This window comes from Oceanicaulis sp., from assembly GCF_051859625.1.
Classification (GTDB): Bacteria; Pseudomonadota; Alphaproteobacteria; order Caulobacterales; family Maricaulaceae; genus Oceanicaulis.
Genome location: NZ_JBHYFH010000001.1, coordinates 1,424,558 through 1,437,903, shown reverse-complemented (window position 1 = coordinate 1,437,903; position 13,346 = coordinate 1,424,558). Strand labels below are relative to the sequence as shown.

Sequence of the window (13,346 nt, the reverse complement as noted above, 5' to 3'; positions counted from 1 at the left end):
AGCAGGTTTTAACCCGGCAAAACATCCTTGAGGCTGTCCGGTACAGATACGTTAGCACGCCTGGCTGCAGCGGCGACCGTGTTCGCCAGCAACATGGCGATCGTCATCGGACCCACGCCCCCGGGCACAGGCGTAATGAAACCTGCGGTTTCAATGGCCTGATCAAAATCCACATCGCCCACAAGACGGCTTTTGCCCGCCTCGCCCTCAACGCGATTGATCCCGACATCGATGACACAGGCGCCGGGTTTGATCCAGTCGCCCTTGACCAGATTGGGTCGGCCGACCGCCGCAATGACGATATCCGCCTGTCGGCACACCCCGGGAAGGTCCTGCGTGCGCGAATGGGCCAGAGTGACCGTGCAGTTTTCAGCCAGGAACAACAGCGCGGCCGGCTTGCCCACCAGGATCGAGCGTCCGATGACCACGACGGACTTGCCCGTCAGGTCGCCCAGCGCCTGTTTGGCCAGGAATACGCTGCCTGACGGCGTGCAGGGCCGCATGCCGGGCGCGCCCAGCACCAGGGCGCCGGCGCTTTGAGCGGTCAGCCCGTCCACATCCTTTTCCGGGCGGATGGTCTGGACGACTTCAGTTTCATCAAGCCCCTTCGGCAACGGCAACTGGACCAGAATGCCGTCAACGCCGTCGTCCGCATTCAGGGTCTGCACCAGAGCGACGACGTCGCTCTGACTGACGTCGGCGGGAAGGCGGTGCTCCACCGAGCGCATGCCCGCGGCTTCGGTGCGGCGGCCTTTATTGCGCACATAGACCTGGCTGGCGGGGTCATCCCCCACCAGAACAACAGCCAGGCACGGCGGACGGCCCAAAACGGCTTCAAGCTGACGCGCGCCGTCTGCGGCGGCGGCGTCAACGGCGGCGGCGGCGGCCTTGCCGTCAATCAGCTTGGCGGCCGCGTCGGAGGACGTGATGATGTCGGTCATGGAGCGGGGTCATGAAGCATGGCCGTAACGGCGTCAAGCAGCGCCTTTGTCTCATCAGAGGCCACCCACAGGGTTTTCTCACGCTGGGTGGAGCCGCTGACCACGCTGACTGCGGATTTGGCTACGCCGAACGCTTTGGCCGCCATCGCGCACAGTTCTGAATTGGCCGCGCCCTTGTCGGGCGCGGCGCGGACTTTCGCCGTCAGACGCACCCGACCGTCGGCGCCCTCTCGCACGCCGCCAAACCCGGCGCGCGACGCTTTGGGCTGAACCCTGACGAACAGGCGCACGCCGCCATGTCCGAGCTGAGCGGGCAGGCCGCTAGGCGAGGCGGGGGAAGATTTGTCCAAGGATCAGCCAGTTGCGCACGAACATGATCAACAACAGCAGCACAAGCGGCGACAGGTCCAACCCGCCCAGAGGCGGCAGGAAATTACGGATCGGACGCAGCAATGGCTCGGTGATGGTGCTGGTCAGACGCCAGATGGTGCTGACAAGCTGGTTGTGCGCGTTGACCACGTTAAAGGAGATGAGCCAGCTCAGGATCACCCCCACAAAGATGACATAGACCAGCAATTGCAGCGGGATCAGGAGGAACAGGTAAACCAGGACCTGCGCCAGAGACATGTGTTCCATGGATATCAGCGCTCGCGTTCAGAACTCTTTTCACTGGGTGCTGGTCTAGCCTTCACCGGCCTGCGCTGACAAGCGGCTTCGGTCAGACTCAAGGCGCAGCAGGCAGCGTGAACACAAACCGCGCCCCGGCGTCATATCCGGGATCATGCCAGATTCGCCCGCCAGCAGCCTCGACAATCTGTTGGCAAAGCGCCAGTCCCAGCCCGACGCCCTCTACCGGACCGGAGGACATGCGGAACAGGACGTCGAAGATCATTTCGCTCTGGCGCGGATCAATGCCAGGACCTTCATCCTCGATAACGATCTCCACCCACCCGTCTTTGGCGTCCCGCGCATAAATCCTGATGACCGGCGGATCCTTGGAGAATTTCAACGCGTTCTCGACAAGGTTATGCAAGACCAGCGCGACAAGCTGCTCATCCGCCCAGACCGACGGCATGGGCGCGACTTCGATCACTGCTTTATGGCTCTCGATCTCAAGCTCGAGTTCTTTGCGAACCGAGGCGAGAATGTCGCGCAACTCAAGCCGGGCGGGGGCATGCGTCGCACTAATCGCGCGCACATACTCCACAAGGGCGTCCGTCAAACTCTGCATCCGTATTACGGACGTGTTCAGACGGTCCAGATAGTCACGACCGGCGGGCGTGAGCTGGGCGCCTTCCTCGCGCTCGATCAGGCCTGCGAACACCGAAATATGCCGCAGCGGAGCGCGCAGATCATGCGACGCAGCCGTGGCGAAGCGCTGCAGTCCTGCATGGGTTCGATCCAGCTTCGCCTGTAAAGCCTGATAATCGGCGCGACTGACCATGTTGACCGGCGTCAGTCGCCGCTCCTGCGCCATGGCCAGCATTTGCGGCAGCCAGTACCAGAGCAGGATCGCGCCACACAAACCAAACGCCGCGCTGAGCAGGTGCACCACGGCATCCAGACGTGGATGCGGCATGCCGACCGACAGAAGACCCGCCAGGTGCGCAAGCCCCGCCAGAGACGCCAAGACGATCACAATGCGCACCATTTTCAGGCGCAGCAGTTTCTTGTTTCGACGGATTTGCCAGATCAGCGTGCCAGCGATCAGGGTATAGGCGCTGAAGACCAGGGCGTGAGTCAGCATATGGAAGATGAGCGGTTCTGCGCCATCTCCCATACCGAACTGGTGAAGCAACGCTTCACCGGAATTCCCTGTCCCCTCACCCATGGCGCATGTTTTATAACGAAGTTCCGTTTACGCAAACGTCAATCATCCGCGACCTTGGTCGCAATCCTTGACAAGGCCGGGCGAGGCTCTTACCTCACGCCCGCTCTGGAACGGGGCCGTAGCTCAGTTGGGAGAGCGCGTCGTTCGCAATGACGAGGTCAGGGGTTCGATTCCCCTCGGCTCCACCAGATCCTTGCCAAGCCCGATTAATCGACATATCGGACCAGCGCCTTGATCAAAGGCGCAGATCGGTTTTCTCCCGGCGCCCTTTCAAGCACAAGTTCGAACCGGCAGTGATGACCGTCAGGCGTTACGACTGTGAGATCATGGTCATCGGCGGCGGACGCCATCTGGTGCCGCGCGAACTCAGGGCCAAACTTTCGCGGCGGCAATTGGGTGCTGATCAGCGCCTCAATGCGCTCAGCGCCGGAAACATCCCCATATGGCGAGGCGGTCGACCAGATCCCGTCGGGATGAAACAACGCCGCCGCCGAACGCCCGTCGCGCCGGTCGACACAGTCGAGAAATTGCATCAGCAACGTCCGTTTGGAGCGTCTCCCGGCATAACGGGTATGGAGCAAGGCATGTGCGGCGGCTGAATTGGGACGCCCCAGCTCTTCAGCGTAGAGCGCCTGCACATCGGGATTTTCAAACGACCGGCGACGCGGCGCTTGTCCATCCACCTCGTAAATCGCTCGGGCGCGTTTGGTCAGCACGTCTGGATCCATGGACTTGGGCTCGCCGCCGCCGCCGAGACAGCCGCCGACGCACGCCATGACTTCAATCGCGACATACTGATCGCGCCAGTCCTGCGTCTGCAGCAAGCGCTGGGCGACGGCGATGCCATTGCAAACGGCGACAGCGCCGACGCCAGGAACCTGTGCGGTTTTCACCCCTGCATTCACGCCGCGCAGCTGACGCCAATCAATCGCCGGCGCCGAGTCCGGGTCCACAAGATGCGCAGCCGTGCGCGCCATCGCCTCCATCACGCCGCCCGAAGCGCCGAAAATTTGCGCCGCGCCAGTGCTCTCACCCAGCGGGTTATCGAACTCGCCATCCTCGTCCAGGGCGCCGAAGGCGATGCCGCGCGAGCGGATCATCCGGGCCAGCTCGCGCGTGGTCAGCACATGATCCACATCGCCAGACTGACCAGGCCGTGCAGCCTCGTCTTTCTTGGCCGTGCAGGGCATCACGCTGACCACATAGGGCTCTTTGACGCCGTCGGCGTACTCAGGTCCCAGCGAGCGGGCGAACCGGCTGCGCTTGGACAGGGCGCCGTGCATCTGCTGAGGCGATTTCGTGGTGCTCAGATGCGGCAGCAGGTCTGGCCGGTGCAACTCCACCCAGTTCACCCAGCCCGGACAGCAGGAAGTGAACAGCGGCAGGTTCGTCTGGGCCTTCACCCTGGCAAGAAGCTCTGACCCCTCCTCCATGATCGTGAGATCAGCCGCGAAATTGGTGTCAAAGACATAGTCAAATCCCAATTGCCGCAAAGCGTTGATCAGCCGGCCGGTGCTGACCGTCCCCGGCTTGAAGCCGAACTCTTCGCTGATCGCGATCCGCGTCGCCGGCGCCACCTGAACCACAGGGAATCGAGCCGACTGAGCACCTCATGCCAATGCGGCGCCTCGATCAGCGCTCCGACCGGGCAAACAAGCGTGCACTGACCGCACGAAATGCAATCGGTCTCACTCAAGGCCTGATCAAAAACGGTGACCGGACGACGTTCCTCACCGCGATCGGCGAACCCGATCACATTCAGTTGCTGCCCCGGTTCGCCGCACGCCTCTGCGCACAGACCGCACTCAATGCATTTGGACAGGTCTCGCCAGATGCTCGGCGAGGTATGGTCGGTCAGGTCCGGGTCATGCGCGTCAGGCGCCCGGCCAGCGGATGCAGGCCAATGGGTCTCCCATTCATGCTCGCGCACCAGGCGTTGGAACTGGCAACCACCATTCACCTCGCAATGCAGGCAATCATTGGGATGGCGCGCCATCAGCCATTCAGCGTTGGTCTGGCGGAACGCGCGCAGGGCGTCCGTTTCTGTTTCGATGCTGTCTCCGTCTGTGATCACGGTGACGCAGGCTGGCTGTGGCTTGGGATCGCCGTTGATCTCCACAAGGCACATGCGGCAGACCGCATGGGAGGGCAAACCCGGATAGCTGCAGAGCGTCGGAATTGAGACGCCAGCCACGCGCGCCGCTTCAAGCGCGGTCGCCCCCGCTTCAAGCTCAACAGGACGCCCATTAACAGTCAGCTTGATCATTCGGGCCTCAAGACCGCTTCATAAAAACCCTTCTCAGTGTAGGGGATTGAGCCTGCTTCCGCCATGCCTTCAGTCTGGCGAAGCGGTCTGCATACGAAAACGCCCCTGCAGACGCGTCTGCAGGGGCGAGTATAACGGCCTGAAGCCTGTTTCTAGAACCGCCGTCCCAGCGCCAGACCCAGGAAGACCTGATCCTCACTGCCGCGCTCGGTCACAATCGGGCTGTCTGCGTAATCACCCAGAAGCCGCGAATAGCCCGCCACGCCCGTCACAGACCAGTTGCGCGAGATGGAGACGTCCACAATTGCGGTCAGACCCACATCCCGGACACCGCCTTCAGCGGTATAGAGCGACAGGCCCGTCGCGGCGGCGTCTACCGCGTCCACCGAGAACAGGGTGTCGGCGTAATCATCGGAGAAACCGCTGGCGGACAGCGACAGGGCTGCAAACACGCCGCGCGAAACCATGACGCCGTAATCGGCGGAAGCGCTCCAGGCGAGCCCGTCAAAATTACCCAGCGCGTCCACGCCCAGATCCACGCCGATGCCAAACCGGTCACGTTCGGTCAGAACGCCTTCCGCAACCGTCAGGCGCGCATACCCGCCCGCAATCAGGGAAGAGTCCACATCACGCATGCGGTCGACGATTTCATCTTCCACATCATCGCGGCCGCCCGACCAGCGCACATAGGCGCCAAATTCCCAAGGCCCGGTCTCGTAGAGATTGGCGGCCAGGCCTGGTCCTTGAGTGCGGAATGAAATCCCGCCCAGTTCAAACCGCGCCGCGCCAAAGGGGATGACGCGATAATCGTCAGAGCCAGCGTAATCGGGCAGCATCGCCGCACCGGCGGCGATGTAGTTGGTCGGCACGGGGCTGGCTTGCGAGCCTTCCGCAATCTGGGCCTGAGCTACGCTCGTTCCGGTCAGGGCCAGTGCGCCCAGAACCAGCGCCGACGAGATAATTTTATTCATTTCATTCCCCCTCAGGGCGTGAACGCACACAACTCCGGCAGCATGCACGCCAACTCATACAACCATACTGTTTCTTTACCTCGATGTGTCATTACGAGGGTATGAAAGTTCTGGATCATATCCTGCGGTTACTCGCCGTTTGCGCCCTGCTCTGCGCTGCGCCCGCCCATGCTTTGGGCGGCGGCGGAGGCGGTGGCGGCGCGCCGGCGGCCGAGGCGGCGCCCGAAGAGGCGCTCGGCCGCTCGCTCAGCCATGCGAACAGCTATGTGCGAATCGAGCCGATCCGGGCTTCGGTGCAAGCCGATTACCGCATGCGGGGCCTGTTGCAGGTCGGCCTGGCGCTCGATGCGCCGCACAGCCGAACGCGTCAGACCATCGCCGAACGTCAGCTCTGGCTGCGCGACGCGTATTCCCAAGCCATGCTGATGTATTCAGGCCGAATGTATCGCTGGGGCGACATTCCCGACGCGGACGCCATCGCCCGCCTGCTGCAAGCGGAAACCGACCGCCTGATCGGGCCGGGACAGGCGACTGTCGTGCTCGACACCGTGATCATTCACGCCAACTGATCGCCTGGGCGTCAGTCTCAGGCGTTCAGGATCGCCGCGCGCTCTTCGATGAACCGCGCCAGCTCCACATCCAGTTCGGTGACGCCGTCGGCGTCATGCGTAGACAGCGTCACATCCACAGTGTTGTAGACATTGAACCATTCTGGATGGTGGTCCATCTGCTCCGCCTTCATCGCGACCTGGGTCATCAGGGCGAAGGCGCTTTTAAAATCTGAAAACTTGAAGACTTTGCGCACGGCGTCGCGATCTTCCACCGCCGTCCAGCCGTCAAACTGCCTGAGAAAAGCGTCTGCGCCGATCTTGTCCGCCATGATGTCCTCCTGAGCTGATGTGGGGGAAGCTGGCCGCAATCGGTCCGCGCTTCAAGGGCCAGACCCTGCGTTTACGAAAAATGAGGGGGTCAGGGCGTAAGCTTAACCTCCTGATTGCAATTCACGGAGGCGGACATGACGCGCTATCTGGTGTCGCACGAAAACCCGACCGGCCGAAAGCTGGAAGACATCCTGATGGAGCTGCGGGCGGACGTTCTCATTCGCTGCACCAAGATCTCCAGCGATGAACGCCCCGAAGCCCTGCACGTTCTGGCCAATAATGTGAAAGTGCTGGAGCACCTCACTGAAGCCATTGAACTGGCGCAGGATTCAACCCAGCTTCTGAACCGCGCCTTTGGCCCCAGCGAAGCAGACAAGGGCGGCCCGCCGCGCATCGGCGAAGCCTAGGCCTGCGTCCATTCCGCGGCGACGTCTGGATCAGTCTCCGCGTCGCTGCGCTGCGCCTTCTCAAACGCAAAGCGCTCGGCGTCCAATCGCCCCAGCGCCCAGATCGCCGCGCCGCGCACCAGTTCTGACGGGTCGTCGAGCAAGGCAGCGGCCTGCTCAGCCAGCGCTGGCTCGCCAGAATTGCCCAGAGCGATCAATACATTCCGGACAAAGCGGTCCCGGCCGATGCGCTTGATCGGCGAGCCCCTGAAGAACTCCCGAAATCCCGGATCATCAAGCTGAACCAGCTTTGCGAGCTTGGGGCCAGTCAACGCCTCGCGCGGATGAAACGCGGCCTCGGAACTGGCCTGCGCGAACTTGTTCCACGGACAGACCGCCAGACAATCGTCACAGCCATAGATCCGGTTGCCCATGGCGGCGCGAAACGCCTTGGGGATCGGGTCTTTATGCTCGATCGTCAGATAGGAGATGCAGCGCCGCGCATCGATCTGATAGGGCACGGGAAAGGCGTTGGTCGGGCAGATATCAAGACACGCCCGGCACGAACCGCAATGATCGGTCTCCGGCTCATCGGGCGTCAGCTCGGCGGCGGTCAGCATCACCCCCAGAAACAGCCAGCTGCCATGGGTGCGGCTCACGAGGTTGGTGTGCTTGCCCTGCCAGCCAAGCCCGGATTTTTGCGCCAGGGGTTTTTCCATCAAGGGCGCAGTGTCCACAAACACCTTCACCTCCGCGCCGGTTTCGCGATGAAACGCGCCGGCGAAACGCTTGAGGCGTTTTTTCAGGACGTCGTGATAATCCTTGTTCTGCGCATAGACGCTGATCGCGGCCTCATCCCGGCGCTCGAGGATCTCCAGCGGGTCATGATCGGGTCCGTAATCAAGCCCGACCACCACCGCGGATTTCGCATCCGGCCACATGGCGGTGGGGTGAGAGCGTCGCTCCAGCGTGTCTTCCATCCACGCCATGTCGCCATGGCGTCCGTCATCGACGAATTCACGCAAGCGCGCGCCAGCCTCCCACGGCTCATCGGCGCGGGTGACGCGCACGACAGAAAAGCCGGCCTCCAGCGCCAGCGCCTTGACCCGCTCAGCCTGGTTGTCAGGCGCTGACATGCTCAGAAATCCAGATCCTGATAGCCGTCCACGGGCGGGCAGCCGGGCAGGCGATCCGCCAGGACGGCGCGAAAGGCGGGGCGGCATTTGATGCGCTGATACCAGGCCTTGGCGGCGGGAAAATCATCCCAGGGCACATCGCCCAGATAATCCACGCACGACAGATGCGCTGCGGCGACCAGATCGGCCAGCGTATAGCGCGGCCCGGCCAGACCGTCGCGCTGATCCAGAAGCCCGCACATATAATCCAAGTGCCAGCGCAAGGCGTCTCGCCCGATGCGGATCGCCTCCATATCCGGCGCGCCGAGGGACTGCACCCGCTTTTCGAGCTTTTCGTGCAGCAGATAGGCGTTCACCTCGGCGGAGAACTTCACATCAAACCACGCCGCGAGCCGCCGCGCCTCGGCGCGGTCCGCAGGGCCGCCCGGCAACAAGGCAGGCTCGGGATGGGTTTCCTCAAGATATTCCAGGATCGCCCGGCTTTCGCACAGGGCGGTGCGGCCCTTCTCGGTCTCTTCGACCAGAACGGGCGGCAGGCCTGTGGGGTTGAGCGCCAGCAAGTCGTCCGGCGCATCCCAGAAACGTTGGTACTCGGTCTCGAAATCGAGCTTTTTCTCCGCCAGGGCGAGGCGGACCTGTCGAGACCAGGGGTCTAGGGGCCAATGGTGCAAAATACGCATGATGACACCCTAACGCGGTTCGCGATACGGCTTAAGCCGGTTCATCGGCTGGACCTGCACTCGAAGCGGCGTCCTTGTCGAAATAGGCGTTGCCATGAGGGGCGGCATGCCCTCTCGGATCCGGATGAATCAGAACATCGGCCGCCGGATAGGCCGCCATGACGCGCGCTTCCGCCGCCACCAGAATATCGTGCGCCTGGGTCAGGGTGAGGTCGGGATCAAGCTCCATATGCATCTGGATATGGATGAAGGGACCAGAGGCGCGGGTACGCAGATTATGCACGCCCAGCACTCGGGCGTCGTCGCCCGCAAGCGTCATGATCTGGCTGCGTTCTTCATCGGCCAGCTCTCGATCCATCAGCGATTCCACGGCTTCACGACCCACAGTGTAGGCCGTCCAGAACAGCCAAAGCACCACGACAAATCCCATGATCGGGTCAGCGCGTTCAATCCCGACCAGCGCCAGAACGAGGCCGCCGACCACGACCATGTTCGAGCTGAGGTCTGCGAAATAGTGCGCGCGGTCGCCCGTGACCGCCAGCGAGCCTGTCTGTTTGACCGCGCGGGTCTGGGCCCAGACGAGCCCGAGGGTCAGGGCGATGGACAATCCCATCACCGACAGGGCGATGGCGCCCGCATCCAGCGGCTGGGGGTTGGTGAACCGGTTCCACGATTCATGAATCAGATAACCTGCCGACAGAGCGACAAGGAGCGCTTGCAACAAGCTGGCCAGGGCTTCCGCCTTGCCATGGCCGAACCGGTGCTCGGCGTCTGCAGGGCTGGCGGCATAGCGGACGGCGAAGAACGTCGTCAGCGAGGCCACGAGGTCCAGAGAGGAATCCGCCAGCGAGGCCAGCATCGCCACCGATCCCGACATCAGCCAAGCAATCAGCTTGGCCACGACCAGCGTGGCGGCGACGGCCACCGACAAGCGCGTCACCTGACCAGTGATTTTTCGGGCTTCGGCAGGCTCGACCTTGCCCGGGCCGGCGTCCAGCGCATCATGCGCCATGGCGATCTTCCCTTATATGTTTTCCAAGAGGAATTTGCTCTTGGCGATCCGCTCAATCACGCGCACTCTGCCGCCACTTTCTGACGGGGAAATGACACGCGATGGGCCTTCTTCATCTCATTATTCTGGCGATCGTCCAAGGGATCACAGAGTTTCTGCCCATCTCATCTTCCGCTCACTTGATCCTGGCGCCTCAGGTTCTGGGCGACGCGGATCAGGGACCGCTGATCGATGTGATGGCCCATCTGGGCACCTTGTTCGCGGTTCTCGTGTATTTCCGATCTGATGTCACCAATATCGTCACCGGAAAGCTGGCGCTGCTGCAAGGCCGGATCACGTCGGGCGGCAAGCTGGCGCTTCTGATCGCGGTCGCCACCCCGCCGGTGCTGATCGCGGGCGGCGGGCTGTATGTCTCCGGCATGGCGGATGCGTTGCGCGCGCCTCTGGTGATCGCCTGGGCGACGTTGATTTTGGCGCTGCCGCTTTGGCTGGCGGACCATTTCTGCAAACAGACAGTGACGACCGAAACCCTGAGCTGGCGCGGCGCCATTCTGATCGGGCTGGCGCAGATGTTCGCCCTGATCCCCGGCTCCAGCCGGTCGGGCGTGACCATGACCGCCGCCCGCGCCCTGGGCATGACGCGCAGCGAGGCGGCGCGCTTTTCCATGTTGATGGCTGTGCCGGTGATCGCCGCGTTCGGCCTTCTGGCCGTGATCGAGCTGGCGCGCGGGGCGGACACCGCCCACTCGTTGACAGACGGGCTGATCGTCGCCGTCCTGTCCTTCTTCGCCGCGCTCGCGTCTATCGCGGTGCTGATGCGCGTGGTGGACCGGTTGGGCTTCCTGCCCTTCGTGATCTACCGGCTGGGGCTGGCGGCCTTGCTGTTCTGGTGGGCGCTTTAACGCCTAGCGGCCCCGGCGGCGGCGGTCGCCGCCCATCACGTCTTCATCATCAAGGATGAACTGGCGCGGGCTGATGCGCACGCCGGTTTCGATCTCGCTGAGGCGCACTTCGGTCATGCCGCCCATGGCGTCCACCGTGTACCAGCCCGCCAGCATCATCTGAGCCGGCGCTGCGTCAGGATCCGCATCGTCAAACACCAGGGTCAGACGGCCCTGAATCTCGCCATCAGGATCTTCCAGGGTCACATAGAGCCGGCCATCATAGCGACCGGCGTCCTGAACCACGCCTGCGCCGGCCAGATTGAGCTCGTCTTCAAGCAGAAACCGCAAGGGCGTCGCGCCGATGGGTGCGCGGTCAATGGTCTCCAGGTCAAAGTCGGCGATGGCGACCGTGGACCCGTCCGCGACGACCAGAACCGGGTTGGGATCATCATAATCAAACCGGGCGCGGCCGGGACGGTCGATCTCAAGCACGCCGGAGGTTTCAGAATTGTCCGCTGCGATCTGGTCAAACCGGGCGCGCAGGGTGTCGAGCCCTTCCAGCCAGGCCTGAGCGCGCGCGGCGCCCGCTTCGGGGCTGATCTGGCCCGGCGCGGCCTCGACCGCTTGCGGTTCGGGCAGCGCCTCTTCCACGGCGGCAGGCGCTGGCGTTTGCGTTTGAGCAGCAGCGTCCACAGGAGCTTCGGTCGCTTGAGCGCCTGTGAACAGGCTCAGCGCGGCGGAGAGGAGAAGTGCGGTCGTGTTCATGCCCTCTGTCTAGACCCTGAATTAGGCGTGAGAAAGGCCGGAGCATTCAGATTCACGTCAGATATCAGCACCTCGCTTGCACGCCCTGGCGGAACCCGGTCTTATGCCGCCCCAATTGAACGGCGTTCACTGCGACAGGATTCCGCCCATGTCCCTGGCTGAAATAATAACCGAAGCCCGTCCCACCGAGGCCGGGTTCACGCTGGATGTGCCAGACAGCTGGAAACAGGGGCGGACGGTCTATGGCGGGCTCTCCACAGCGCTCTGTCTTCATGGGGCGTTGCCGCATGCGGGCGGGCGCCCGCTGCGCAGCGCGCAAATCAGCTTTGTCGGCCCCAGCGAGGGCGAAGTGGAGGTGACGTCGGAGAAACTGCGCGAAGGCCGCACGGCGTGTTCGGTGCGCAGCCGGCTCACCAGCCAGGCGGGGATCGGGCTTGAAACCGTCTTCACCTTCTGTGGCGAGCGTGAGTCTGCGCTGTCGCTCGACCCGGCGCCCATGCCCGAACGCGCCACGGCGCCGACCGAGGCGAGCGAGCTTCTGACCTTCCCCAACGGCGCGCCGGGCTTTACCCGAAATTTCGATTTCATCTGGGCGGGCGGCGGCATACCGTTCCTGAATTCGGGCAAGGCGGTGGTGCGCATGTGGGCGCGCCATCAAGACAGCGCCTCACGCTCGCATCCGCTCAGCCTGATCTGCATCGGCGACGTTCTGCCGCCTGCGCTGACCCCGATGCTGAGCAAGCCCACCCCGCTATCATCGATGACCTGGATGATGGATCTGCTGACTGATACGCCTGAGACCCGTGATGGCTGGTGGCTCCTGGAATGCCGCGCTGACCATTTGCGCGGCGGGCTGTCGACCCAGGACATGACGATCTGGAACACGGACGGAGCGTGCGTGGCCAAGGGGCGGCAGATGGTCACCGTGTTTGCCTGAGTTTTTGGGTCCCTTCGCCACCAACTGGCCAAGGCTGACCCTGCGCCCTATTTTGACAGGTATGGAACGTCGCCGGATTTATGAAACCTGGCCTGCAGACCCTTCAGCCCCGCCGCTGGCTGAAGACGAAGCGCTGTTCATGGACGCGCAGGTCCGCCCCAACCGCTCCTTGCCCAATCCCGGTTTCATCGCCCTGATGATCGCCATGGGAGTGGTCAGCTTCTCCGCCGGCATCGGTTTCATGCTGATGGGCGCCTGGCCCGTACTGGGCTTTTTCGGTCTCGATGTCTTTCTGATCTGGCTGGGCTTCAGGCTGTCCTATCGCGACGGGCGACGCCTGGAGACGATCAAGATCACGCGCCGCGAAATCCGTATCACACGGCGCTATCCGACCGGCCACCGCACCCAGTTCGTGCTGCCCAGCGCCTGGACCCGGGTGAGCGTGGAAGGCGAGGGCGAGCCCGATGTACAAGCGCGGTTGAGCGCCATGGGCAAAAGCCTGATCATCGGCAGCTGGTTGTCGCCCAAGGAGCGTGAGACCCTGGCGGACGCGGTTCGCACTGCTCTGGACGATGCGCGTCGGGCGCGCGGCCCGCAGCTGGCGCAAGAATCAGGTGGCGGCGCCTGAACGCGGACTGCACTGTGCGCTCATGACG

The 13,346-nt window shown here is 63.2% G+C and carries 17 protein-coding genes and 1 tRNA gene; 6 read left to right on the top strand and 12 right to left on the bottom strand.

Annotated features, from left to right (window positions below):
• Positions 1 to 8 precede the first annotated feature (8 nt).
• From folD to ACTIGF_RS06930, 4 genes are all read right to left on the bottom strand, one after another.
• On the bottom strand, positions 9 to 941 hold the full coding sequence (folD, locus tag ACTIGF_RS06945) for a bifunctional methylenetetrahydrofolate dehydrogenase/methenyltetrahydrofolate cyclohydrolase FolD (RefSeq protein ID WP_439636164.1): 933 nt from the start codon (positions 939 to 941) through the stop codon (positions 9 to 11).
• A complete protein-coding gene (locus ACTIGF_RS06940; RefSeq protein ID WP_439636163.1) occupies positions 938 to 1,291 on the bottom strand; it encodes a DUF167 domain-containing protein in 354 nt (117 codons plus the stop codon). The genes folD and ACTIGF_RS06940 overlap by 4 nt, the downstream gene beginning before the upstream one ends.
• The gene (locus ACTIGF_RS06935; RefSeq protein WP_375547708.1) at positions 1,263 to 1,577 is read right to left on the bottom strand and encodes a YggT family protein; all 315 of its coding nucleotides are present in this window, start codon (positions 1,575 to 1,577) and stop codon (positions 1,263 to 1,265) included. The genes ACTIGF_RS06940 and ACTIGF_RS06935 overlap by 29 nt, the downstream gene beginning before the upstream one ends.
• Before the next feature lie 88 nt (positions 1,578 to 1,665).
• Positions 1,666 to 2,772: a sensor histidine kinase gene (locus ACTIGF_RS06930; RefSeq protein ID WP_439636162.1), complete on the bottom strand. Its 1,107-nt coding sequence runs from the start codon at positions 2,770 to 2,772 to the stop codon at positions 1,666 to 1,668.
• A 112-nt stretch (positions 2,773 to 2,884) separates the two neighbouring features.
• Between ACTIGF_RS06930 and ACTIGF_RS06925 the strand changes: the two genes are divergently transcribed.
• A tRNA-Ala gene (locus ACTIGF_RS06925) sits at positions 2,885 to 2,960 on the top strand.
• A gap of 18 nt (positions 2,961 to 2,978) precedes the next feature.
• Here the strand turns inward: ACTIGF_RS06925 and ACTIGF_RS06920 are convergent.
• The 3 genes from ACTIGF_RS06920 to ACTIGF_RS06910 all read right to left on the bottom strand — a co-directional run bounded on the left by ACTIGF_RS06920 (position 2,979) and on the right by ACTIGF_RS06910 (position 6,009).
• The gene (locus ACTIGF_RS06920) at positions 2,979 to 4,349 is read right to left on the bottom strand and encodes a [Fe-Fe] hydrogenase large subunit C-terminal domain-containing protein (RefSeq protein ID WP_439636161.1); all 1,371 of its coding nucleotides are present in this window, start codon (positions 4,347 to 4,349) and stop codon (positions 2,979 to 2,981) included.
• Positions 4,274 to 5,038 (bottom strand): 2Fe-2S iron-sulfur cluster-binding protein, encoded by a 765-nt coding sequence (locus tag ACTIGF_RS06915; RefSeq protein ID WP_439636160.1) that lies wholly within the window; start codon positions 5,036 to 5,038, stop codon positions 4,274 to 4,276. Before ACTIGF_RS06915 ends, ACTIGF_RS06920 begins: the two co-directional genes overlap by 76 nt.
• 152 nt (positions 5,039 to 5,190) lie before the next feature.
• Complete coding sequence (locus ACTIGF_RS06910) at positions 5,191 to 6,009, bottom strand: MipA/OmpV family protein (RefSeq protein WP_439636159.1); 819 nt, start codon at positions 6,007 to 6,009, stop codon at positions 5,191 to 5,193.
• 101 nt (positions 6,010 to 6,110) lie between these two features.
• Between ACTIGF_RS06910 and ACTIGF_RS06905 the strand changes: the two genes are divergently transcribed.
• Positions 6,111 to 6,578, top strand: coding sequence for a hypothetical protein (locus ACTIGF_RS06905; protein WP_439636158.1), 468 nt, complete (start codon positions 6,111 to 6,113; stop codon positions 6,576 to 6,578).
• A gap of 17 nt (positions 6,579 to 6,595) precedes the next feature.
• Here ACTIGF_RS06905 and ACTIGF_RS06900 read toward each other — a convergent pair whose 3' ends face one another.
• Positions 6,596 to 6,889 (bottom strand): 4a-hydroxytetrahydrobiopterin dehydratase, encoded by a 294-nt coding sequence (locus ACTIGF_RS06900; protein WP_439636157.1) that lies wholly within the window; start codon positions 6,887 to 6,889, stop codon positions 6,596 to 6,598.
• 135 nt (positions 6,890 to 7,024) lie between these two features.
• Between ACTIGF_RS06900 and ACTIGF_RS06895 the strand changes: the two genes are divergently transcribed.
• Positions 7,025 to 7,297, top strand: coding sequence for a histidine kinase (locus ACTIGF_RS06895; protein WP_107713611.1), 273 nt, complete (start codon positions 7,025 to 7,027; stop codon positions 7,295 to 7,297).
• On the opposite strand, the gene queG is transcribed toward ACTIGF_RS06895, so the two are convergent.
• From queG to ACTIGF_RS06880, 3 genes are read right to left on the bottom strand one after another with little or no spacing between them, the layout of a single operon-like run.
• Positions 7,294 to 8,412: a tRNA epoxyqueuosine(34) reductase QueG gene (gene queG / locus ACTIGF_RS06890; RefSeq protein WP_439636156.1), complete on the bottom strand. Its 1,119-nt coding sequence runs from the start codon at positions 8,410 to 8,412 to the stop codon at positions 7,294 to 7,296. The two genes, ACTIGF_RS06895 and queG, sit on opposite strands and share 4 nt — an antisense overlap.
• Positions 8,413 to 8,414: 2 nt before the next feature.
• Positions 8,415 to 9,092 (bottom strand): FtsZ-binding protein FzlA, encoded by a 678-nt coding sequence (fzlA, locus tag ACTIGF_RS06885; RefSeq protein ID WP_439636155.1) that lies wholly within the window; start codon positions 9,090 to 9,092, stop codon positions 8,415 to 8,417.
• A 31-nt stretch (positions 9,093 to 9,123) separates the two neighbouring features.
• Positions 9,124 to 10,104 carry a cation diffusion facilitator family transporter gene (locus ACTIGF_RS06880; RefSeq protein ID WP_439636154.1) on the bottom strand — a complete coding sequence of 327 codons (981 nt, stop codon included), beginning with the start codon at positions 10,102 to 10,104 and terminating at the stop codon, positions 9,124 to 9,126.
• 101 nt (positions 10,105 to 10,205) lie between these two features.
• Between ACTIGF_RS06880 and ACTIGF_RS06875 the strand changes: the two genes are divergently transcribed.
• Positions 10,206 to 11,006: an undecaprenyl-diphosphate phosphatase gene (locus ACTIGF_RS06875; protein ID WP_439636153.1), complete on the top strand. Its 801-nt coding sequence runs from the start codon at positions 10,206 to 10,208 to the stop codon at positions 11,004 to 11,006.
• 3 nt (positions 11,007 to 11,009) lie between these two features.
• On the opposite strand, the gene ACTIGF_RS06870 is transcribed toward ACTIGF_RS06875, so the two are convergent.
• Positions 11,010 to 11,753 (bottom strand): outer-membrane lipoprotein carrier protein LolA, encoded by a 744-nt coding sequence (locus tag ACTIGF_RS06870; protein WP_439636152.1) that lies wholly within the window; start codon positions 11,751 to 11,753, stop codon positions 11,010 to 11,012.
• Positions 11,754 to 11,901: 148 nt separating this feature from the next.
• On the opposite strand from ACTIGF_RS06870, the gene ACTIGF_RS06865 reads away from it, so the two are divergent.
• Together ACTIGF_RS06865 and ACTIGF_RS06860 are read left to right on the top strand one after the other, a co-directional pair.
• Positions 11,902 to 12,690 (top strand): thioesterase family protein, encoded by a 789-nt coding sequence (locus ACTIGF_RS06865; RefSeq protein ID WP_439636151.1) that lies wholly within the window; start codon positions 11,902 to 11,904, stop codon positions 12,688 to 12,690.
• Positions 12,683 to 13,318 carry a DUF2244 domain-containing protein gene (locus ACTIGF_RS06860; protein WP_439636150.1) on the top strand — a complete coding sequence of 212 codons (636 nt, stop codon included), beginning with the start codon at positions 12,683 to 12,685 and terminating at the stop codon, positions 13,316 to 13,318. The genes ACTIGF_RS06865 and ACTIGF_RS06860 overlap by 8 nt, the downstream gene beginning before the upstream one ends.
• Positions 13,319 to 13,346: the final 28 nt, after the last annotated feature.